Origin of the sequence: Streptomyces sp. NPDC058145 (genome assembly GCF_042884245.1) — a bacterium.
GTDB lineage: Bacteria > Actinomycetota > Actinomycetes > Streptomycetales > Streptomycetaceae > Streptomyces.
The window spans coordinates 45592-65868 of the sequence record NZ_JBHVUH010000004.1 but is presented as its reverse complement, the minus strand read 5'-3'; the positions used below and the strand labels follow the sequence as shown (position 1 = coordinate 65868).

Genomic DNA, 20277 nt, shown 5'->3' with positions numbered 1-20277 from the left:
GCCCGTCCGGCTGGATCATGTCAGCCCTGGGCTGACAGGCCGGGTCGGGGCTTGCCACCCCCCTCCCCGCATGGGGGAGGATGGCGGGATCCGTACGAAGGGAAAATCACGGTGAGCATCGACCCGTCCTCGATTCCGAACTTCGGGGGCCAGCCCGAACCGCAGCCCCAGGGACCGGTGGGCCCCGTCGTCCCGGATCAGGACCTCGTGAAGCAGCTCCTCGACCAGATGGAGCTGAAGTACGTCGTCGACGAGGAGGGAGACCTCGCGGCGCCCTGGGAGCAGTTCCGCACGTACTTCATGTTCCGCGGGGAGGACGAGCAGGCGGTCTTCTCGGTGCGGACCTTCTACGACCGCCCCCACCAGATCGACGAGAAGTCGCAGCTGCTGGAGTCCATCGACGACTGGAACCGCCGCACGCTGTGGCCCAAGGTGTACACCCACACCCACGACGACGGCACCGTCCGCCTCATCGGCGAGGCGCAGATGCTGGTCGGCACCGGTGTCGACCTCAACCACTTCGTCTCCTCCACGGTCAGCTGGGTGCGGGCCGCGATCGAGTTCGACAAGTGGCTGGTGGAGCAGCTGGGCCTGGAAGAGGAAGTGAACGAAGCGGAGAAGCCCGAGGACGACGGGGAGTAGTACCGCCCCGGCCGGTCCGGGGGCCAAGGCCCTCGGACCCGCCCTCACATGCGCCGCAACCGCTCCGCCGCCTCCCGCAGCACCTCCTCGCGCTTGCAGAACGCGAACCGCACGAACGGCGCCCCCGCCTCGCGGTCGTCGTAGAACACCGCGTTGGGAATGGCCACCACACCCGCCCGCTCCGGCAGCGCACGGCAGAACGCGAAGCCGTCCTTCTCGCCGAGGGGCCTGATGTCGGTGGTGATGAAGTAGGTGCCGGCGGGCCTGAAGACCTCGAAACCGGCCTGGGCGAGCCCCTCCGCGAGGATGTCCCGGCGGACGCGCATGTCCCGGCGGAAGTCCTCGTAGTACGAGTCGGGCAGGTCCAGGGCCTGTGCCACCGCGTACTGGAACGGGCCCGCGGAGACGTAGGTCAGGAACTGCTTCGCCGAGCGCACGGCGGTCACCAGGGCCGGCGCGGCCGTCACCCAGCCGACCTTCCAGCCGGTGAACGAGTACGTCTTGCCGGCCGAGCCGATCGTCACCGTCCGCTCGCGCATCCCGGGGAACGCGGCCAGCGGCGTGTGCTCGGCGTCGTCGAAGACCAGGTGCTCGTAGACCTCGTCCGTCACCACCAGCAGGTCCCGCTCCACCGCCAGCTCGGCGACCGCCGCCAGTTCCGCCCGGGTGAGGACCGTGCCGGTCGGGTTGTGCGGGGTGTTGATCAGCAGCAGGCGGGTGCGGTCCGTGACGGCCGCGCGCAGCTCGTCGAGGTCCAGGCGGAAGGCGCCGTCGTGCGGCCGGAGCGTCACCGGCACCCGGCGGCCGCCCGCCATCGCGATGCTCGCCGCGTAGGAGTCGTAGTACGGCTCCAGGGCCACCACCTCGTCGCCGGGCTCCAGCAGCGCCAGCAGGGAGGCCGCGATCGCCTCCGTGGCGCCGGCCGTCACCAGCACCTCGGTGTCGGGGTCGTACGACAGCCCGTAGCGCCGGAGCTGGTGCGCGGCGATCGCGGCGCGCAGTTCGGGGACGCCCGGGCCCGGCGGGTACTGGTTGCCGCGCCCGTCGCGCAGCGCGCGTACGGCGGCCTCCCGGATCTCCTCGGGGCCGTCGGTGTCGGGGAAGCCCTGTCCCAGGTTGATCGCCCCGGTCGACACGGCGAGGGCGGACATCTCGGCGAAGATCGTCGTGCCGAACTCCGCCAGGCGGCGGTTGAGGTGGGGGCGCGCGCTGGAGGTCATGCCGGCCATCCTGCGCCCAGGCTCCGGGGTTCCTCAACTCCGCTGCGCCGGACCCGCGGCCTCGCGGCAGGGCGGGGCCCCTGGCTCAGATCCGGTCGGCGTTCCGGTCGAGGACGGCCCGCAACCGGTCGGCGTCCGCCGGCTCCGCGGCGCCACGCTTGGGGAGGACGAGCATGCCGACGCCGTGTTTGTCAGGTGTCAGCAGCACGAAGAGCGTGGCGGTCTCCACGTACCGGGTGATCATCGGCCATCGGTACGTCGCCTCGCTGTCCCGTGAGGTGAGCCGTACCCCGGCGTCGCTCACCACTGCCCGGAACTCCCCCTGCCCGGCGACCATCCGGTGTATCCGCCGCCCCCGCAGGACGGGTCCGAACGCGTACAGACCGATGAACAGGGCCAGCGCCGCGAGGCAGATCACGGTCGACCCGAGGTGGGGCCCCTTCGCTGCCGTGGACGCCAGGACAAGATCGCCCAGCACGATGATCGCGCAGGCGAGGATGATCCCGCCCTGTCGTCGCCCCGCCGATGTGGCCCGCCTCCGGGCGCGCACCGCCCCCGTCGCGTCCGCGGTGGTCGGCACGTAGGCCAGCTCCACTGTGGTCGTTTTCTGCACGGCCCCTCCCCGAAACGTCGCGCTGCCGAGCCGCGAGCGTAGCCGGGTGCCGACAGCCGGGCCCCGGTGAGTTCCCCGAAGGCCCCTGATCGGCCTTTCTGTGCAGGTCAGGCGCCTTTTGCGGGCATTGACCCTCAGAAGTTCCTCAACTCTGCTTTGGCGCGCTCGACGGACGGGCATCCCCCGGTCACCGCACGAGTGGCGGTGACAGCGAGGCGCCCACGGGGGGCCGCTTCGGGGGAGAGGAAGGAGGGCGGCGCCATGGAGATCGGTTTCAGCCTGGCTCTGCTCGCGCTGCTGATCATCGCGGGGGCGGCGGACCGGGCGCGCAGGAAGCGGGCCAGGAGCAGGGGCCCGAACCTCGGGAAGGGCAGGACCCGCTCGGCCGGCCGGGCCCGCTCGTCCCGCCCGAGGTCCTCGTCGTCGTACGACAGCGGCAGCAGTTGGTGGGTCGCGGGCGCGGCGGACGCCGGATCGTCGTCCGGTGGCCATCACGGCGGAGGCCACTCCGGTGGTCACCACTCCTGCGGAGGAGGGCACTCGTCGTGCGGCGGCGGTTCCTCCTGCGGTGGCGGCTCGTCCTGCGGCGGGGGTTCCTCGTGCGGCGGCGGTGGCTGCGGGGGCGGCGGCTGACGGAGCGCGAGCGGGGGAGGCGGCCGACACGGGGCGGCCGGCTTCCCGGGGCCCGGGCGCCCGCCGGAGGAACGGATCCGGCGGGCGCCCGGGTGTTTCCCGGCCGTGCGCCCGGCGTACGCCGTAGTTGAACAGTTGAGCTGTGGGGCCCTCTGAGGGATGGAAACCGCACGAACTTGGGTAAAAACGCTGTGGTGGCGCCACTGTTCATGATTCCCTCTAATTCACCAATACGGCCGTCCTGCTCACCGACACAGCCCTCGGACTCCCGCAGTCGCCCCCACCGGCCGGGCTGACTGGGCTGACAAGGCCGAACTCCCCCCTCCTTGTTCGTTAGCGGAGCCGACCCATGCTCACGACCCTGAACACCTCCTACACCGATACCCGTGCCGCCGACCTCGCCTGGGCCCTCGGCCGCGAGCCGCTGCCCGCCCTGGCCACGCTCGACCTCGAACTGGGCGGACTCAGCCTGCAGTTGCGGCTCCTCGGCGCGTCCCACCAGGTGCTGCTCGAGGAGGAGCGGGGGCGATGTTCGGAGACGGTCGCATGCATCCCCGGGTCCAGCACCCCGCTTCCGCTGGGCGTGGCCAAGCGCGTCGACGACTGGGAGTACGAGTTCGCGGCGCGCGTCGAGGTGCTCACGCCGGACTCGTTCGAGGGCCGCGCCCAGGAGTTGCTGGCCCTCGTCTCCGACCACCCGCACGGCCTCGCCGGTGTCTTCCCCGGCAGCCCGCACGCCTTCACCGCGCTGCTGGCCCAGTGGCACGAGGGCCAGGTCCACTGGCGCACCTGGCACGCCTACCCGCAGGACGGGCAGTTGGTGGCGACCCGGACACGGGTCGGGGCTCGGGTCCCGGCCGGCCGGACGGGGCCGCACGCGTTCCGCGCGGCATAAACCGGTAATGCGTCAACTGCCCGGAGTTCCACACGTGTGGGTGACGAAGCGTACCGAGTGCGTGACGTAACGTCGCAGCGTGATCGATCCGCACGCTCCCGCTCCGCCGGGGACCCCGCCCTGGACGGCCCCCGTGCGGCTGCCCGTCCGGCCCGGCACCGGGCGGTTCCTGGTCCTCGTGTGCGTCTTCGTCTGCGCGGCCTGCGGGCTGGTGTACGAACTCGAACTCGTCGCCTTCGCCTCGTACCTGATCGGCGACTCGGTCACCCAGGCCTCCGTCGTGCTGTCCGTGATGGTGTTCGCGATGGGCATCGGCTCCCTCGCGGCCAAGCGGCTGCGCTGGCACGCGGCCGCCGGGTTCGGCGCGATCGAGATCGCGCTCGCCCTGGTCGGCGGCTGCAGCGCGATGGCTCTGTACGCGGTCTTCGCCTGGACCGGCGGCTGGGGCGGGATCTGGGCCGACGGCCCGCGCTGCCTGCTGGTCGCCTTCTCGCTCGCCATCGGGCTGCTCGTGGGCGCGGAGGTGCCGCTGCTGATGGAGCTGATCCAGCGCATCCGCCGCCAGGACGCGGGGGGCGCGGTCGCCGACCTGTTCGCCGCCGACTACGTGGGCGCGCTGGTCGGCGGTCTCGCCTTCCCGTTCCTGCTGCTGCCGTTCCTCGGCCAGTTGACGGGCGCGCTGCTCACCGGCGCGGTCAACGTGACCGCCGGGGGCGCCCTGGTGCTCGGCCTGTTCCGCCGCGACCTGACCCGCCGCGCGCGCTGGATCCTGCTGCTGGTCGGTCTCACCGTGCTCGGCGTCCTCGCCGCCGCGGCCGCCCTCGCCGACGACTTCGAACGCGCCGCCCGGCACGCGGTGTACGGCAAGGACGTCCGGGTCGCCGAGCAGACCGGCGTGCAGGAGGTCGTCCTCGCCGGCGGCACCGGCGGCCGGCCCCTCGACCTCTTCCTGGACGGCCGGCTCAGGGTCGGCGGCCGCGACGAACGCCGCTACCACGAGGCCCTCGTCCAGCCCGCGCTGAGCGGCCCGCACACGCGCGTGCTCATCCTCGGCGGCGGCGACGGCCTGGCCGCCCGCGAGGTCCTGCGCCACCGGGACGTGCGCCGCGTCGACCTGGTCGAACTCGACGCCGGCCTCACCCGCCTGGCCCGCCGCGACCCCGGCCTGTCCGCCCTCAACGGCCACGCCTACGACGACCCCCGCCTGCACCTGACGACGGCGGACGCGCTCACCTGGCTGCGCGGGGCGCCGGCGGGGGCGTACGACGCCGTGATCGCGGACCTGCCCGACCCCGGCATCACCGCCAGCACCAAGCTGTACTCCCAGGAGTTCTACGGCTTGGCCCGCCGCGCCCTCGCCGCCGACGGGCGGCTCGTGGTGCACGCCGGTCCGGTCACCGCCCGCCCCCGCGCCTTCTGGACGGTGGCGTCGACCCTCCGGGCGGCCGGCTTCGCCACCGCCCCCTACCGCGTTCCCGGCCAGGACTCCCGTTTCCCGGCCGGCCCCGACCGCTCGGCCGACGCCTCCCGGGCCCCGCACGACTGGGGGTTCCTGCTGGCGGCACCGGGCGGTACGGCGCCGCGGCCGCGTCTGGACCCTGAGGGGCCCCCGCTCCGCACCCTGACCGGGGACGGCCTGGCGGCCGACGCGCGCGCGGCGGCCGCCACACGGATCGGGGGGCTGCCGGCGTCGACGCTGGCGCATCCGCGGTACTGACCGGCGTGCCCGCGCCTCACCGGCAGCCGTCGAGGGACTGCTGGGCCCACACGGTCTTGCCCTCCGTCTGGTACCGGGTGCCCCAGTTGTCGGCCAGGGTGGCGATGATGAAAAGCCCGCGCCCGGTCTCGTCAGTGGTGCGGGCGTGCTTGAGGTGCGGAGCGGACATCGCGCCGTCACTGACCTCGCACGTCAGCATGCCGTTGCAGATCAGGCGCAGGCGCATCGGCGGGGCGCCGTAGCGGACCGCGTTGCCGACGAGTTCGCTGACGATCAGCTCGGTGGTGAACGCGGCCTCCCGGTCGACCCCCCAGGCCTGCAGCCGGCGCCGGGCCGCCGTACGCGCGAACGGCGCGGCCTCGGGCCCCGCGGGCAGGGCACAGCTGAAGACCCGCTCGGCGGGCAGCGCCGTGGTGCGCGCGAACAGCAGCAGCGCGTCCTCCGCCCGCCGCCCGTCGCTGATGGCGTAGGCGACGGCGTCGCACAGGTCGGGCAGCGGCCCGTGGGCGTGCTCGTCGAACAGGACGCGCAGCGGCGCGGACGGGGCGAGGACGTCCCGCGCCAGGGTGCGGGTGCCGATCGCGAGCGTGCTCCCGGCCGGCAGGTCGACCGTGGTGGCCGGGAACGGGGCGTTGCCGGGGCCGGCGAGCAGCGGTCCCGCGGGTACGGGGACGACGGCCGGAGCGCCGCCGGGCGGGACCACGACGGGTTCCGAGAGTCCCGCCCGCACGAAGGTGCAGGTGAGATCGATCGGGTCGTAGACGGCGATCAGGCAGCTCGCGGTCAGCGGCTCACGGTGCAGCGGGTCGCCCGTCGGCAGCGCTGCGCGTTCCGCGGCGAGGCGGGCCGCCGTGTCGCTCAGCCGGGCCATCAGCTCGTCCGGCGCCAGGTCCAGGGACGCCAGCGAGTGGATGACCGTGCGGAGCTGTCCCATCGTGGTCGCGGCGGCCATGCCGTGGCCGGCCACCTCCCCGACGATCAGCGCCGTCCGGGCGCCGGCCATGCCGATCACGTCGAACCAGGCACCGCCGCCGTCGGGGGAGGGCAGATGCAGGTGGGACAGCTCCACCGTGTCCGGCAGCGCCGGCCGCTGGGGGAGCAGCCTGCGCTGCACGGTCGCGGCGATGGTCCGCTCCCGGGCGTAGCGCCGGGCGTTGTCGATGCACAGTGCGGCGTGCGCGCACACGTCGGCGGCGAGGGCGACGTCCGCCTCCTCGAAGGGGTCCTCCTCCCGGTGCCGGTAGAAGCTGACCACGCCGAGTGCCTCGCCGCGCAGCGCCAGCGGGGCGACGATCAGGGAGTGGGCGCCGGAGGCCCGGATGGCGTCCGCCCGCGGCGGATCGGCCCCGAGCCACAGGCTGTCCTCGTCGACCGTGAGGAGCCGCGGCCGCAGGTCGGTGAGCACCCGCGAGAACGGCGTGCCGTAGGGCAGCCGCCGCACCTCGCCCACCGGATACGCCGACACCACGCCCCGGAACGCGGCCCGGCGCAGCGGCACCTCGCGGCCGACCGGGACCAGGGGCGGCGCCTCCCCCCGCACCACCTCCTCGACCACCTCGACCACGGCGATGCCCGAGAACCGCGGCACGACCGCGTCCACGAACTCCTGGCAGGCGGCGATCACGTCCAGCCGCTCGCCCACCCGGCGCCGCACCTCGTCCACCACCGAGAGCCGCCACAGGGCGTGTTCGCGTTCGGTCACGTCGATGGCCGAGGCGACCAGGCCGAGGATGTCGCCGCGCACGTTCTCCAGGCGCACGTAGGAGACGGAGTAGACGCTGTGCTCACGGCCGGCCGCACCCGGCATCACCCGCACGATCCGGTTCAGTTCCGCCCGGCCGGTCTCCAGCACCCGGCGCGCCGCCTCCTCCTCCTGCCTGGGGTCGGCCAGGCCGTACGCCCGGGAGAAGACCCGGCCCAGCAGCCGGTCCTCGGCCCCGCCGCGCAGCGCGCGGGTCGCGGTGTTGACGCGGACGATGCGCAGCCGGTCGTCCAGCACATGCAGGCCCACCGGTGACAGGGTGAACATCGCCCGCAGGATGGCGAGGTCCTGGCCGGACGCGGCCTCCGCCGCCGCGCACACCTCCCACACCAGCGTCCCCTCCGCCAGCACGGGCCTGACCAGCACGGGCGGCATCACCTCCGGGCGGGCGCGGCGGGCCGGGCCGCCCGCCGTGCCGCCGCGCAGCAGTGCCGCCACGGTCCGTCCGACGGCCTCCTCGGCGGACCAGCCGAACGTCTCCTGGGCCGCACGGTGCCATTCGAGCACCCGCCCGGCCTCGTCAAGACGCATGAGCCGGTCATCGCTGGGCATCGCGGCAACACCTCCGCCCCCATCCATGCCCGCGCCGCCCACCGGCCGGACCCGATCTTGGCAAGCTGCCGCCGTTCGGGGCATTCCCGGTGGGCGGGCGGCCGCGGAAGCGGCTCCGCGCGCGGGAGGGTGCGTTCCGCCCGGGACTGGGTAGGCTCAGCCGACATGGAGCACCAGGTCTTCGTTCCGGTTCCGGTCGACCGGCTCAGGGAGGCGCTCGCCGAGCCCGCCCGGGTCGCCCGGGCGGTCCCCGGGCTCCAGCAGGACGCCGGTGCCGAACCCGTCTCGGGACGGCTGAAGCTGCGAGTCGGCGGACACTCCGTCACCTACCGCGGGGCGCTGCGCATCACGCGCCGCGAGGACGGCAGCTACGCCGTCGACGGCGAGGCCGGCGAGGCCCGTGGCAGCGGCACGGCCAAGGTCGCGCTCACCCTGCGCCTCGAAGGCACCGCCGACGGCACCACCGTCATGGTCGAGGGCACCGCGGACGCGGACGGACGCATCGCCGAGCTGCCGGCGGACGCGGTGAGCTCGGCGGTGACCCGGCTGCTGAACCGCTTCGTGGAGAGCCTGGCGGCCAGCCCCGACAACCCGGACCGGGAACCCGGGCCCGAGTCCGCCTCCGTCTTCGACACCGAGGTCCCGCCGCCCTCCCTGGATGCCGCCGCGGACGACGGCACCGCCGATGCCGACCGCCCGGCGGACGACTTCGCCGACACGGGCGCGCCGCCCGCCGAGGCCGCGCACGCGCGGCGGACGATGATCGGCCGCAGCGCGGAGGAGGTCGACCACGCACCCCCGCGAGGCCGTTACGCCCCCGTACCGGCCCCGCAGGCCGGCGCCGGCAACCAGGTCCTGCGCTGGGCGGCACCCGCGGCGGCTCTGGCCCTGGCCTCCGCGATCGTGGTGAGCCGCGCCCTGCGCCGCCGGCGCTAGCGGCACGACCTCAGGGGGCCTCGGCCATCCCGAACGAGTCGTGGACGGGCCGTACCTCCACCGCCACGACATGGAAGTCGAGGACGCGTTCGGCGATGGCGCGCGCCCGCTCCGGGCTCGCGCAGTCGACGACGTAGTAGGCGGTCAGCTGCTCCGTCGTGTCCGCGAGCGGTCCCTCGACCGCGCTCGTGCCGGCCGCGTGCCGCCGCAGGGTCACCGTGTCCCTCGGATACGCCAGCCCGGCGCCGTTCAGCATTTCACCGGTGCCCGCGAGGTCCTGGTGGAGCGCCTCGTGCCGGCGGAACACCTCGGCGCGTTCCTCGGCCGTCATCGCCTCGGTCGCCGCCGGGTCGGCGTACATCAGCACCATGTACTTCACGCCTGTCACCCTGACACCCGCGAGCGGCGGACGCCCTCTTGATCGTCCAAGTAGGGTCGTCATGTGAGTAACGAAGACATCACGCTGACCGCGGGCGACGCGGAAGTGAGCGTGCGGCCCGGCAACGGTGGCCGTATCGGTGGGCTCCGGATCGGCGGCGTGGAGCTGCTGCGCCAGGGCGAGCGCTACGGCTGCTTCCCGATGGTGCCCTGGTGCGGCCGGATCAGGGAGGGCCGCTTCCTGGACGGCGCCACCGTCCGCCAGATGCCCCTCAACTCCCCGCCGCACGCCATCCACGGCACCGCGCGCGACGGCGCCTGGCGCACCGCCCGGGTGTCGGCGGACGAGGCCGTCATCACGTACGACCTGACCGACCCCTGGCCGTACCGCGGCCGGGTCACCCAGGTGGTCACGCTGACCGGGGACAGTCTGACCCTGACCATGTCGGTGGAGGCGTACGACGACTCCTTCCCGGCGCAGATCGGCTGGCACCCCTGGTTCCACCGCAACCTCAACGGCGCGGACGTGCGGCTCGACTTCAAGCCCGCCTGGCAGGAGGAGCGCGGCGCCGACCACCTGCCCACCGGCAACCGCGTCGACCCCGGGCCCGGCCCCTGGGACGACTGCTTCGGCATGCCCGGCGGCGTCGACGTCACCCTCACCTGGCCCGGGCAGCTCGAGCTGAAGGTGGCCGGCCGCGAGGAGTGGGTGGTCGTCTACGACGAGCAGGCCGAGGCCGTGTGCGTCGAGCCGCAGACCGGCCCGCCCAACGGCCTGAACACCCTCCCGCGCCTGGTCACCCCGCTGGATCCGCTGGAGGCGACGACCACCTGGACCTGGCGGCGCCTCTAAGCTGGGCGGCATGACGGACGACGTACGCGGCGCGCTGCTGCAGCAGATCAAGGACAAGGCCGTGGTGCACGGCAAGGTGACCCTCTCCTCGGGTCTCGAGGGCGACTACTACGTCGACCTGCGCCGCATCACCCTCGACGGCGAGGCCGCCCCGCTGGTCGGCCAGGTGCTCCTGGACCTGACCGCCGACCTCGAGTTCGACGCGGTGGGCGGCCTCACCATGGGCGCGGACCCCGTCGCGGCCGCCATGCTGCACGCGGCCGCCGCGAGCGGCAGGCGGCTCGACGCGTTCGTCGTCCGCAAGGCGGCCAAGGCGCACGGCCTGCAGCGGCGGGTGGAGGGACCGGAGATCGCGGGCCGGCGCGTGCTCGTGGTGGAGGACACCTCCACCACCGGCGGCTCGCCGCTCACCGCCGTGGAGGCCGTGCGCGAGGCGGGTGCCGAGGTCGTCGCCGTCGCGACCATCGTCGACCGGGCCACCGGAGCCGCGGAGAAGATCGAGGCCGGTGCGGGCGTTCCGTACCGTTTCGCCTTCTCGAAGGATGAACTGGGTCTGGACTGACGCCCGGAATTGACCTGGACTTGCCCGTGGCTTGACCGGAGCGCCTGGCACCGGCTCATGTCTGGAAAGATGGGGACGACGATGACGTCACACCCAAGGTCTAGGTCAGGGCCGTAGTACGCAGAACCCCAACCCGCACACTCCAAGGAGCGGACCATGCCCATCGCAACCCCCGAGGTCTACAACGAGATGCTCGACCGGGCGAAGGCAGGCAAGTTCGCCTACCCGGCCATCAACGTCACCTCGAGCCAGACCCTGAACGCCGCCCTGCGCGGCTTCGCGGAGGCGGAGAGCGACGGCATCGTCCAGATCTCCACGGGTGGCGCCGAGTTCCTGGGCGGCCAGTACAGCAAGGACATGGTGACCGGCGCCGTCGCGCTCGCCGAGTTCGCGCACATCGTCGCCGAGAAGTACCCGGTCAACATCGCGCTGCACACCGACCACTGCCCGAAGGACAAGCTCGACGGGTACGTGCGTCCGCTGCTGGCGCTCTCCCGCAAGCGCGTCGAGGCCGGCCTCGACCCGCTGTTCCAGTCGCACATGTGGGACGGCTCCGCCGAGACCCTCGCCGACAACCTGGAGATCGCTCAGGAGCTGCTGGAGCAGGCCCGCGCCGCGAAGATCATCCTCGAGGTGGAGATCACCCCGACCGGTGGCGAGGAGGACGGCGTCTCCCACGAGATCAACGACTCCCTCTACACCACGGTCGAGGACGCGATCCGCACCGCCGAGGCCCTGGGCCTGGGCGAGAAGGGCCGCTACCTGCTGGCCGCCTCCTTCGGCAACGTGCACGGCGTCTACAAGCCGGGCAACGTCGTGCTCCGCCCCGAGCTGCTGAAGGAACTGGCCGACGGCGTGTCCGCCAAGTTCGGCAAGGCCGCCCCGTTCGACTTCGTCTTCCACGGCGGCTCCGGCTCCACCGAGCAGGAGATCCTCACCGCGCTGGAGAACGGTGTCGTGAAGATGAACATCGACACGGACACCCAGTACGCCTTCACCCGGCCGGTCGCCGACCACATGTTCAAGAACTACGACGGCGTCCTGAAGGTCGACGGCGAGGTCGGCGACAAGAAGACCTACGACCCGCGCACCTGGGGCAAGCTGGCGGAGGGCAGCATGGCCGCGCGCGTCGTCGAGGCCACGCAGAACCTGCGCTCGGCGGGCAACAAGATCAAGTAAGTCGCGTACGGCGGCTTCGGCGGGCTCGGTGCCTCGGCACCGGGCCCGCTGTATATCTGGAACATGCCCGATGTCCGGCTGGGCTCGTCCCAGGGCAAGTGGATCCTGCTCACCACGGTGCTCGGCTCCAGCATGGCCATGCTGGACTCCACCGTGGTCAACGTGGCGCTGCCGACCATCGGCCGCGATCTCGACGCGAGCCTCGCCGCCCTGCAGTGGACGGTCAACGCGTACATGGTCACGCTGGCCGGCCTGATCCTTCTGGGCGGCTCCCTGGGGGACCGCTACGGCCGCCGTCGGGTCTTCGTGCTGGGCGTCGTCTGGTTCGCGGCCGCCTCCCTGCTCTGCGGCCTCGCACCCGACCCCGTGGTACTGATCGCCGCCCGTGCCCTGCAGGGCGTCGGCGGCGCCCTGCTCACCCCCGGCTCCCTCGCCCTCATCCAGGCCTCCTTCCACCCGGACGACCGCAGCCGGGCGGTCGGCCTCTGGTCCGGCTTCGGCGGGGTCGGCGCGGCCGTCGGCCCGTTCCTGGGCGGCTGGCTGGTGGACGGACCCGGCTGGCGCTGGGTGTTCCTGCTCAACGTGCCGCTCGCCCTGCTGTGCGCGCCGATCGCCGTGCGGCACGTACCGGAGTCCGCCTCCGGCCCCGGCAAGGGCCGTTTCGACGTCCTCGGCGCCGGCCTCGGGGCCCTCGCCCTGGCCCTGCTGACGTACGCCCTGATCGAGGCGGGCGGCGGCGGGCGGGGGGTGGCGGTGAGCGCGGTCCTCGGCCTGGCCGCGGCGGTGGCCTTCGTGTACGTCGAGAAGCACCGCGCGGACCCGATGCTCCCGCCCGGCATCTTCGCCTCGCGCCGGTTCACGGCGGTCAACCTGGTCACGCTGTGCGTGTACGCGGCCTTCGGCGGCTTCTTCTTCCTGACCGCGCTCCAGCTCCAGGTGGTGTCCGGCTACTCGCCCCTCCAGGCCGGTACGGCCCTGCTGCCGACCACGGTCCTGATGCTGCTGTTCTCGGCCCGCTCGGGCGCCCTGGCCGACCGCACCGGCCCGCGGCTGCCGCTCACCGTGGGGCCCCTGCTCTGCGCGGCGGCGATGCTGCTGATGCTGCGGGTGGGCGTGGACGCGGACTACCTCACCGACGTCCTGCCCGCGCTGCTCGTCATGGGCGCCGGCATGGTCACCCTGGTCGCCCCGCTGACCGCCACGGTGCTCGCCTCCGTCGACACCGCCCGGGCGGGCCTGGCCAGCGGCATCAACAACGCGGCGGCCCGGGCGGCGGGCCTGGTCGCCGTGGCCGCGCTGCCGCTGCTGACGGGTATGGGGCCGGAGGCGTACCGGTCCCCGGTGGCCTTCGACGCGGCGTTCTCCCGGGCGATGCCGATCTGTGCGGGGGTGCTGCTGCTGGGCGCGGTGCTGGCCTTCACCTTGATCCGCCGCCCGCCCCCCGGCTGCCGCCACCCGGACTGCAGGACGTTCTGCAACGTCGCGGCTCCGCCGCTGGAGTCCGGGCGCCGTACTTAGCCGTGGGTGCGTGGAGCCGGTCGCGCTTCGGCCGCAGGGGCGTGGGGGCTGGTCGCGCGGTTACCCGCGCCCCTGGGGAGTCGCGGTCCCGCCCGCCGCGGCGGGCACCCTGGCCGCCCCGGCTGCGGGCACCCGTGCCGCCAGGGGCGGCACGGGCGGGCGCAGCGGTACCCCGTGAGCGCGGGCAGGCGAAACACCGCCCGGGCGGCAACGGCGCCGGGCACCAAGGAAGCGCCGGGTAAGCCCGACCGCACCAGCGCAGGGCACCCGGCAAGCGGCAGACACCGGGACGACCCCGCCGTAGAACGACACGTGCGCCAGACTGGAGCCATGACGATTCACGAAAACCTCCTCGGCGGCCCGCCCCCCACCCACCTCCCCGACGACCCGGCGCCCCGCGAACTCCTCGCGACCGGCACCGCCCCCACGGACGTCGCCGCCAAGTACCCCACCTCCTCCCTCGCCTGGGCCCAGCTTGCCGACGAGGCGTTCGAGCGGGGCGCGGTCGTGGAGTCGTACGCCTACGCCCGGACGGGCTACCACCGCGGCCTGGACGCCCTGCGCCGCAGCGGCTGGAAGGGCCACGGCCCGGTGCCCTGGGAGCACGAGCCCAACCGCGGCTTCCTCCGCGCCCTGCACGGCCTCGCCCGCGCCGCCCAGGCGATCGGCGAGCAGGAGGAGTACGAGCGCTGCTCCCAGTTCCTGAAGGACTCCTCGCCCGCGGCGGCCCAGACCCTCGGCTGACCGGCCGGCCACGGCGTCACCTGTGTGGCCCGTCTGGCAGCAGGCGGGCCTTGCCGTGACCGGAGTGATTGCGGAGGATGCGGGGTGGGGACCGGGGCCCCCGTGCCGGCATCGGCAGGGGCGGACCGCCACCCGGAGCAACAACAGGAGACAGCGATGTCGCAACAGGCTCGCCCCCCTCACGAGGCCGCTGAGCCCGAGACCCCGCATCTCGACTTCGCGGGTACGACGCCCTACGAGGACTACGTCCGGGCGGACGTGCTCACCCACCTCCAGCACACCCTCTCCGACGACCCCGGAGAGATGGTCTTCCTGGTGACGACCCAGGTCATGGAGCTGTGGTTCACGGTCGTCGTGCACGAGTGGGAGACCGCCGCGAAGGCCCTCCGCCAGGACGACGTGCCGACCGCGATCGCCGCGCTGAAGCGTTCCGTACGCGAGCTGGAGGCGCTGAACGCCTCGTGGAAGCCGCTCGGCCAGCTCACCCCGGCGCAGTTCAACTCGTACCGCGGCGCCCTCGGCGAGGGATCCGGATTCCAGTCGGCGATGTACCGCCGTCTTGAGTTCCTGCTCGGCGAGAAGTCCGCGTCGATGCTGGTCCCGCACCGCGGCGCCCCCCGCGCGCACGCGGAGCTGGAGAAGGCCCTGCACGAGCCGAGCCTGTACGACGAGGTCCTGCGGCTCCTCGCCCGCCGCGGCCACGCGATCCCCGCCTCGGTCCTGAACCGGGACGTCTCCCGGCGCTACGAGCACTCGGACGCCGTCGAGTCCGCCTGGGCCGCGGTCTACTCCGGCGACCAGGACGGCGAACCCGTGCGTCTCGGCGAGGCCCTGTCCGACGTGGCCGAACTGGTCTGGCGCTGGCGCAACGACCACCTGGTCGCCACCCGCCGCGCGATGGGCGCGAAGGCCGGCACGGGCGGCTCCGCGGGCGTGGCCTGGCTGGAGAAGCGCGCCCGCAAGAACGTCTTCCCCGAGCTGTGGACGGCGAGGTCCCATGTCTGAGCGTCCCGAACTCGCCCTGCGCGCCAAGGAACTGGACGCGGCGGACGCACTGGCCCCGCTGCGTGAGCGTTTCGTCCTCGACGACGTGGTCTACCTGGACGGCAACTCCCTCGGCGCCCTGCCCGTGAACGTCCCGGACCGGGTGGCTGACGTGGTCCGCAGGCAGTGGGGCGAGCGGCGCATCCGCTCCTGGGAGGACGGCGGCTGGTGGACGGCGCCGGAGCGGATCGGCGACCGGATCGCCCCGCTCGTCGGCGCGGCACCGGGCCAGATCGTGGTGGGCGACTCCACGAGCGTCAACGTCTTCAAGGCGGTCGTGGCGGCGGTCCGGATGGCGGACGCCGGCCGCGACGAACTCCTCGTCGACGCGACGACGTTCCCCACGGACGGCTACATCGCCGAGTCGGCGGCCCGGATGACCGGCCGCACCCTGCGCCCGGTGACCCCGGCGGAGCTGCCCGCCGCGCTGAGCGACCGCACGGCGGCGGTACTGCTCAACCACGTCGACTACCGCTCCGGCCGGCTGCACGACCTGCCCGGCCTCACCGCCGCGATCCACGCCTCCGGCGCCCTCGTGGTCTGGGACCTGTGCCACAGCGCGGGCGCGCTGCCGGTGGGCCTGGACGAACACGGGGTCGACCTGGCGGTCGGCTGCACCTACAAGTACCTGAACGGCGGCCCCGGTTCGCCCGCGTACCTGTATGTGCGCCGGGAGCTGCAGGACCGCTTCGACTCGCCCCTGCCCGGCTGGACCTCCCATGCCGAGCCCTTCGCCATGAGCTCGTCCTTCGCCCCGGCACCGGGCGCCGCACGCGGCCGGGTCGGCACTCCGGACATCCTCTCCATGCTGGCCCTGGAGGCCGCCCTTGAGGTGTGGGACGGGGTTTCCGTCGACGCGGTCCGCGCCAAGTCCCTGGCGCTGACGGACTTCTTCCTGGAGTGCGTCGCCGCGTACACCGAGCCCGGCCGGACCGAGTGCGTGACCCCCGGGCCGCACGCGGAGCGGGGCAGCCAGATCGCCCTGCGCTGTTCCCCCGGTCCCGACCTCGCTCGAACGGGCGGTGCCCCCATCGCCGGAGAGGTGATGAAGCGGCTGATCGAGCGGGGCGTGGTGGGCGACTTCCGCCACCCCGACATCCTCCGCTTCGGCTTCACCCCGCTGTACGTGGGCTTCGCGGACACCGAACGCGCGGCCCGGGTACTGGGAGAGCTGCTGGCCCGGACCGGGTGACGACGTGACGCCGGGGGCCGCTGACGCCCCGTGCTCCTGGGCCGCGGGCGGCCGTGCCGCCCCGGCTACGGGCACGCGTGCCGCCCTGGGGGACCCCAGGGCGGCACGCGTGGGAGGGTGGGGGAGGCACCCCGCAAGCGCGGGCAGGCGCCCCCCGGCCGGCCCGGCCCCGACCCCGGGCACCCTGCGTGACATCCCCATGTCGGCCCACGTCACCCGCCTGATACCGTCCCGGCCAACGGCCGACGATGCGTACCGACCCGTACCCACCAGGTCCGCCAATCCCATCCCGCCGCTGAGAGGTTGGAGCATGCCGGACGACGCCGCAGCAGCCCGCGCCGCCGCCGAAGAGGAGTCGGCCTTCTCGCACCCCGAGGTCGACCCCGACGTCACCGTTGCCTACGGCGACCACCCCGACCAGGTGATCGACCTCTACGCCCCGCGGACCGACACCCCCGGCGCCCCCCTGGTCGTCGTCCTGCACGGCGGAGCCTGGCGCGCCCGCTACGACCGCCGCCACGTCACCCCGTTCGCGGATCACCTGGCCCGCGCCGGCTTCGCCGTGGCCAACGTCGAGTACCGGCGCGGCGGCGAGCCCCTGGTCCCCGAGCGGAACCAGGGCGCCGGGCCCGGCCCCGAAGCCGCGACCCCGCCGGCCGGCCGCTGGCCCGACACCTTCGACGACGTGGCCGCCGCCCTGGACGCCCTCCCCGGCCTGGTCCGCGAGGCGCTCCCGCAGGCCGACCCGAGCCGCACCGTCCTCACCGGGCACTCGGCGGGCGGCCACCTCGCCCTGTGGGCCGCCGCCCGTCACGTCCTGCCCGCCGACGCCCCCTGGCGCACCGACGGCCCCGCCCCGCTGCGCGGCGTGGTGGCCCTCGCCCCGATCGCCGACTTCGACGTGGCGGAGAAGCTGGACGTCTGCGGCAACGCGTCCCTGCAACTCCTCGGCGGACACGACCACTTCGCCGAGCGCCGGCCGTACGCCGACCCCGTGCTGCTCCTCCCGAGCGGCATCGCCACGACGCTGGTCCAGGGGCGTGCCGACCTGGTCGTGCCGCAGCCGGTGGCCGAGTCGTACGCGGACGCCGCCGAGAAGGCGGGCGAGCTGGTGGGCCTGACCCTGCTCGCGGACGTCGGTCACTTCCCGCTCATCGACCCGTCGACGGACGCCTGCGCGGTGGTGGCCGAGGAGATCGCCCAACTCGCCTGGTGAGCCGCCCCGGTCATACCCGTAGTACCTGAGAGCTACCCCGCGGGACAGCTCCCTGGTGGGACGCCGGCGACGCCCTCCGACTCCTAACTTCCCTTCTCGACAAGCCCGATGGCCGGGCTCTGCGAAGGGAAGCCACCATGGGGCAAGCGTCGCCACCCGCCACCGGTCCGCACCCGCCGCCGCCCCGCCGGGGCCGGCGGCGGCCGGGGCGGTTCCGGATCCGGAGCCGGGCGCTGCTCACCGCCGCGACGGTCGTCGCCCTGACCGCCGCCGCGCACTCCACGATCCCCGCCCCGCTCCCGGCCGGCCACGCCCCGCCCACCGCGGCCACCCTGCGGTCGGCCTACGCGGCGAACCGCGCCAACGCCGCCGAGGCCGCCGCAATGGCCGCCGCCCACGGCGACGTGCGCAGGGCCGCCGCCGACCGGGCCCTGGCCACCCGCGACCTCCTCGCCTTCGACGGCCGGGGCCCCGGCCAGGCCACCGAGGTCCTCGGCGAGCTGCGCCGGGCCGACCGCATCGCCGTCCTGGTACCCGGCTCCGACACCTCGATCGACACCTACGCCCGCTTCCACCGGGCGGCGGCCGCCCTGTACGAGGACCTCACGCACCGCGCCCCCGCCGGCACCCGCGTCGCCGTGGTCGCCTGGCTCGGCTACCGGACCCCCGGCACGGTCAGCACCACGGTGACCACCACGGCCAGGGCCGACGAAGCGGCGCCCCGGCTCCGCGCCCTCGCCGGGCGGTTGCGCATCCTCGCCCCCGCCCGTGCCCGTGTCTCCCTGCTCTGCCACTCCTACGGCTCCGTCGTCTGCGGCCGGGCCGCGCACGGCCTGGGCGTCGACGACATCGTCCTGGTCGGCAGCCCCGGCACGGGCGCCGGCACCGTCGCCGGGCTGCACACCCACGCCCGGGTGTGGGCGGCACGCGGCAGCGGCGACTGGGTGGCCCACGTGCCGCACGTACGGGCCGGCCTGCTGGTCACCACCGTCGGCTTCGGCACCGACCCGGTCTCCCGGGCCTTCGGCGCCCGGATCTTCGACGCCGCCGGCGCCGGCCACAGCGGCTACTTCACCCCGGGCTCGGCCGCCCTCGCCAACCTGGCCCGGATCACCCTCGGCGAGACCTCGGAGGTGACCCGTGCCTGAGCCGGCTCCCAGTCCCTGTCGCCCGACTCCCGCCCGCCCCGCGACGACAGGGCCCCGCCGCACGCTGCGCCTGCCGCACGCGATACGTCAGGGCGCCCACCGCGTGGACGCCGCCACCCCCGCCTCCCGGGACCGCGCGGTCGACGCGCTGCGCGCCCTCGCGATCCTCGGTGTCGTCCTCGGCCACTGGCTGGTCACCGCCCTGGTCCCGCGGGACGGCGCACTGCACACGGCGAGCCCGTTGCAGCAGCTGCCGTGGCTGGCCCCGGTGTCCTGGGTCTTCCAGACCCTCGCGGTGTTCTTCCTGGTCGGCGGCCATGTGGCGACCCGCGGACTCGCCTCGGCGCGGGCCCGAGGACGGTCGTACGGGGTATGGCTGCGCGGCCGCCTGACCCGTCTGCTCCGGCCGGTGCTCGCGCTCCTCACCCTGTGGACGGTGGCGGCCGCCGCCCTGCTGCTGTCCGGCACCCCCTTCGGGACGCTGCACACGCTTCTCAAACTGGCCCTGTCCCCGCTGTGGTTCCTGCTGGTCTTCGCCGCCCTCACGGCCGCCACCCCGCTGCTCGTCCGGCTCAGCCCGCTCTGGCCGCTGGCGGTCGTCCTGCACGTGGACATCGTCCGCTTCGGCCTGCACGCCGGCCCCTCCTGGCTGGGCTGGGTGAACGTGGCGGCCGGCTGGCTGGTGCCGTACACCCTGGGCGCGGCCTGGACCCGTGGTGAGCTGGAGACCCGCCGCGCGGCCCGGGTGCTGCTCCTCGGCGGTACGGCGGCCACGGTCCTGCTGGTGACGTGCGCGGGCTACCCCGCGTCCATGGTCGGAGTGCCGGGCGCCCCCGTCTCCAACCTGAACCCGCCGACCCTGGCGGCCGTGACCTTCGGCCTGGCCCAGTGCGGGCTCGCCCTCCTGCTGCGCGACCGGCTGCGCCGGGCGATGGGCCGCCCGCTCGCCTGGGCGGCCGTGGCCCTGGTCAACCTCTCCGCGATGACCGTCTTCCTGTGGCACCAGACGGCCCTGATGACCACCACGGCCACCGCCCTCCTGACCGGCCGCCTCCCCGGCCTGCACACCCACCCGGACGGCCCGGACTGGGTGGCGGCCCGGCTCCTCTGGCTCCCGGTGTTCACCGCCGTGCTCGCCCTGTACTGGGCGGTGTTCCGCTCCTGCGAGCAGGGAACCCGCCACCGACCCGTGAGCGGCGGCGCGTCCGGCCGGTCCCGGGTCGTCCATGTGCACCGCGCCGCCGACCGGGGCACCACGGGTGCGGACCGCCGGATCCAGGGCTCCCCGGACAGGCAGGGCCTGTCGTCGAATCCCCGTCTGCCCCGCGACGCCTGGCACGTACTCTCGCCGCACCGGGCGAAAGCCCAAGTACGTCCAGTACGAGAACTTCCGCCCGGCCCGCCGAGAGCACGCACCAGACGCCGCAGGGCCCGCCCTCCGGGCGGACGACGGGAATTCGACGACAGGCCCTA

The 20277-nt window shown here is 74.1% G+C and carries 18 protein-coding genes and 1 pseudogene; 15 read left to right on the top strand and 4 right to left on the bottom strand.

Annotated features, from left to right (window positions below):
- The first annotated feature begins 111 nt into the window (after nucleotides 1-111).
- A complete protein-coding gene (locus tag ACFVVO_RS10280; RefSeq protein WP_390053501.1) occupies nucleotides 112-642 on the top strand; it encodes a YbjN domain-containing protein in 531 nt (176 codons plus the stop codon).
- A gap of 44 nt (nucleotides 643-686) precedes the next feature.
- Here the strand turns inward: ACFVVO_RS10280 and ACFVVO_RS10275 are convergent, their stop codons facing one another.
- A complete protein-coding gene (locus ACFVVO_RS10275) occupies nucleotides 687-1871 on the bottom strand; it encodes a pyridoxal phosphate-dependent aminotransferase (protein WP_390053499.1) in 1185 nt (394 codons plus the stop codon).
- A gap of 76 nt (nucleotides 1872-1947) precedes the next feature.
- Complete coding sequence (locus ACFVVO_RS10270) at nucleotides 1948-2475, bottom strand: YcxB family protein (protein ID WP_390053498.1); 528 nt, start codon at nucleotides 2473-2475, stop codon at nucleotides 1948-1950.
- Nucleotides 2476-2736: 261 nt separating this feature from the next.
- Here ACFVVO_RS10270 and ACFVVO_RS10265 point away from each other — a divergent pair, with 261 nt between their 5' ends.
- From ACFVVO_RS10265 to ACFVVO_RS10255, 3 genes are all read left to right on the top strand, one after another.
- Nucleotides 2737-3108: a hypothetical protein gene (locus tag ACFVVO_RS10265; RefSeq protein ID WP_390053496.1), complete on the top strand. Its 372-nt coding sequence runs from the start codon at nucleotides 2737-2739 to the stop codon at nucleotides 3106-3108.
- A gap of 349 nt (nucleotides 3109-3457) precedes the next feature.
- Entirely contained in the window at nucleotides 3458-4003 is a 546-nt protein-coding gene (locus ACFVVO_RS10260) for a DUF2617 family protein (RefSeq protein WP_390053494.1), read from the top strand.
- Between the two features lie 79 nt (nucleotides 4004-4082).
- Entirely contained in the window at nucleotides 4083-5720 is a 1638-nt protein-coding gene (locus ACFVVO_RS10255; RefSeq protein ID WP_390053493.1) for a polyamine aminopropyltransferase, read from the top strand.
- A 16-nt stretch (nucleotides 5721-5736) separates the two neighbouring features.
- Here the strand turns inward: ACFVVO_RS10255 and ACFVVO_RS10250 are convergent, their stop codons facing one another.
- Nucleotides 5737-8034 (bottom strand): SpoIIE family protein phosphatase, encoded by a 2298-nt coding sequence (locus tag ACFVVO_RS10250; protein ID WP_390053491.1) that lies wholly within the window; start codon nucleotides 8032-8034, stop codon nucleotides 5737-5739.
- A 165-nt stretch (nucleotides 8035-8199) separates the two neighbouring features.
- Between ACFVVO_RS10250 and ACFVVO_RS10245 the strand changes: the two genes are divergently transcribed.
- Complete coding sequence (locus ACFVVO_RS10245) at nucleotides 8200-8970, top strand: SRPBCC domain-containing protein (RefSeq protein WP_390053489.1); 771 nt, start codon at nucleotides 8200-8202, stop codon at nucleotides 8968-8970.
- 10 nt (nucleotides 8971-8980) lie between these two features.
- On the opposite strand, the gene ACFVVO_RS10240 is transcribed toward ACFVVO_RS10245, so the two are convergent.
- Nucleotides 8981-9340 (bottom strand): YciI family protein, encoded by a 360-nt coding sequence (locus ACFVVO_RS10240; protein WP_390054110.1) that lies wholly within the window; start codon nucleotides 9338-9340, stop codon nucleotides 8981-8983.
- Nucleotides 9341-9412: 72 nt separating this feature from the next.
- Here ACFVVO_RS10240 and ACFVVO_RS10235 point away from each other — a divergent pair, with 72 nt between their 5' ends.
- The 10 genes and pseudogenes from ACFVVO_RS10235 to ACFVVO_RS10190 all read left to right on the top strand — a co-directional run.
- Nucleotides 9413-10201 carry an aldose 1-epimerase gene (locus ACFVVO_RS10235; protein ID WP_390053488.1) on the top strand — a complete coding sequence of 263 codons (789 nt, stop codon included), beginning with the start codon at nucleotides 9413-9415 and terminating at the stop codon, nucleotides 10199-10201.
- Nucleotides 10202-10211: 10 nt separating this feature from the next.
- Nucleotides 10212-10763, top strand: coding sequence for an orotate phosphoribosyltransferase (gene pyrE, locus ACFVVO_RS10230; protein ID WP_390053486.1), 552 nt, complete (start codon nucleotides 10212-10214; stop codon nucleotides 10761-10763).
- A gap of 156 nt (nucleotides 10764-10919) precedes the next feature.
- Nucleotides 10920-11942, top strand: a complete 1023-nt coding sequence (gene fbaA / locus ACFVVO_RS10225; RefSeq protein WP_390053484.1) for a class II fructose-bisphosphate aldolase — start codon at nucleotides 10920-10922, stop codon at nucleotides 11940-11942.
- Nucleotides 11943-12005: 63 nt separating this feature from the next.
- Complete coding sequence (locus ACFVVO_RS10220; protein WP_390053482.1) at nucleotides 12006-13460, top strand: MFS transporter; 1455 nt, start codon at nucleotides 12006-12008, stop codon at nucleotides 13458-13460.
- A 330-nt stretch (nucleotides 13461-13790) separates the two neighbouring features.
- Entirely contained in the window at nucleotides 13791-14204 is a 414-nt protein-coding gene (locus ACFVVO_RS10215; RefSeq protein WP_390053480.1) for a DUF3151 domain-containing protein, read from the top strand.
- Nucleotides 14205-14360: 156 nt separating this feature from the next.
- Nucleotides 14361-15209: a tryptophan 2,3-dioxygenase family protein gene (locus ACFVVO_RS10210; RefSeq protein ID WP_390053478.1), complete on the top strand. Its 849-nt coding sequence runs from the start codon at nucleotides 14361-14363 to the stop codon at nucleotides 15207-15209.
- Nucleotides 15202-16440: a kynureninase gene (gene kynU / locus ACFVVO_RS10205; RefSeq protein ID WP_390053477.1), complete on the top strand. Its 1239-nt coding sequence runs from the start codon at nucleotides 15202-15204 to the stop codon at nucleotides 16438-16440. Before ACFVVO_RS10210 ends, kynU begins: the two co-directional genes overlap by 8 nt.
- A gap of 310 nt (nucleotides 16441-16750) precedes the next feature.
- The gene (locus ACFVVO_RS10200; protein ID WP_390053475.1) at nucleotides 16751-17656 is read left to right on the top strand and encodes an alpha/beta hydrolase; all 906 of its coding nucleotides are present in this window, start codon (nucleotides 16751-16753) and stop codon (nucleotides 17654-17656) included.
- A 137-nt stretch (nucleotides 17657-17793) separates the two neighbouring features.
- Nucleotides 17794-18804: an alpha/beta hydrolase gene (locus ACFVVO_RS10195; RefSeq protein ID WP_390053473.1), complete on the top strand. Its 1011-nt coding sequence runs from the start codon at nucleotides 17794-17796 to the stop codon at nucleotides 18802-18804.
- Nucleotides 18805-18886: 82 nt separating this feature from the next.
- Nucleotides 18887-20080 (top strand): annotated as a pseudogene (locus ACFVVO_RS10190) (acyltransferase); the annotation flags it as partial.
- Nucleotides 20081-20277: the final 197 nt, after the last annotated feature.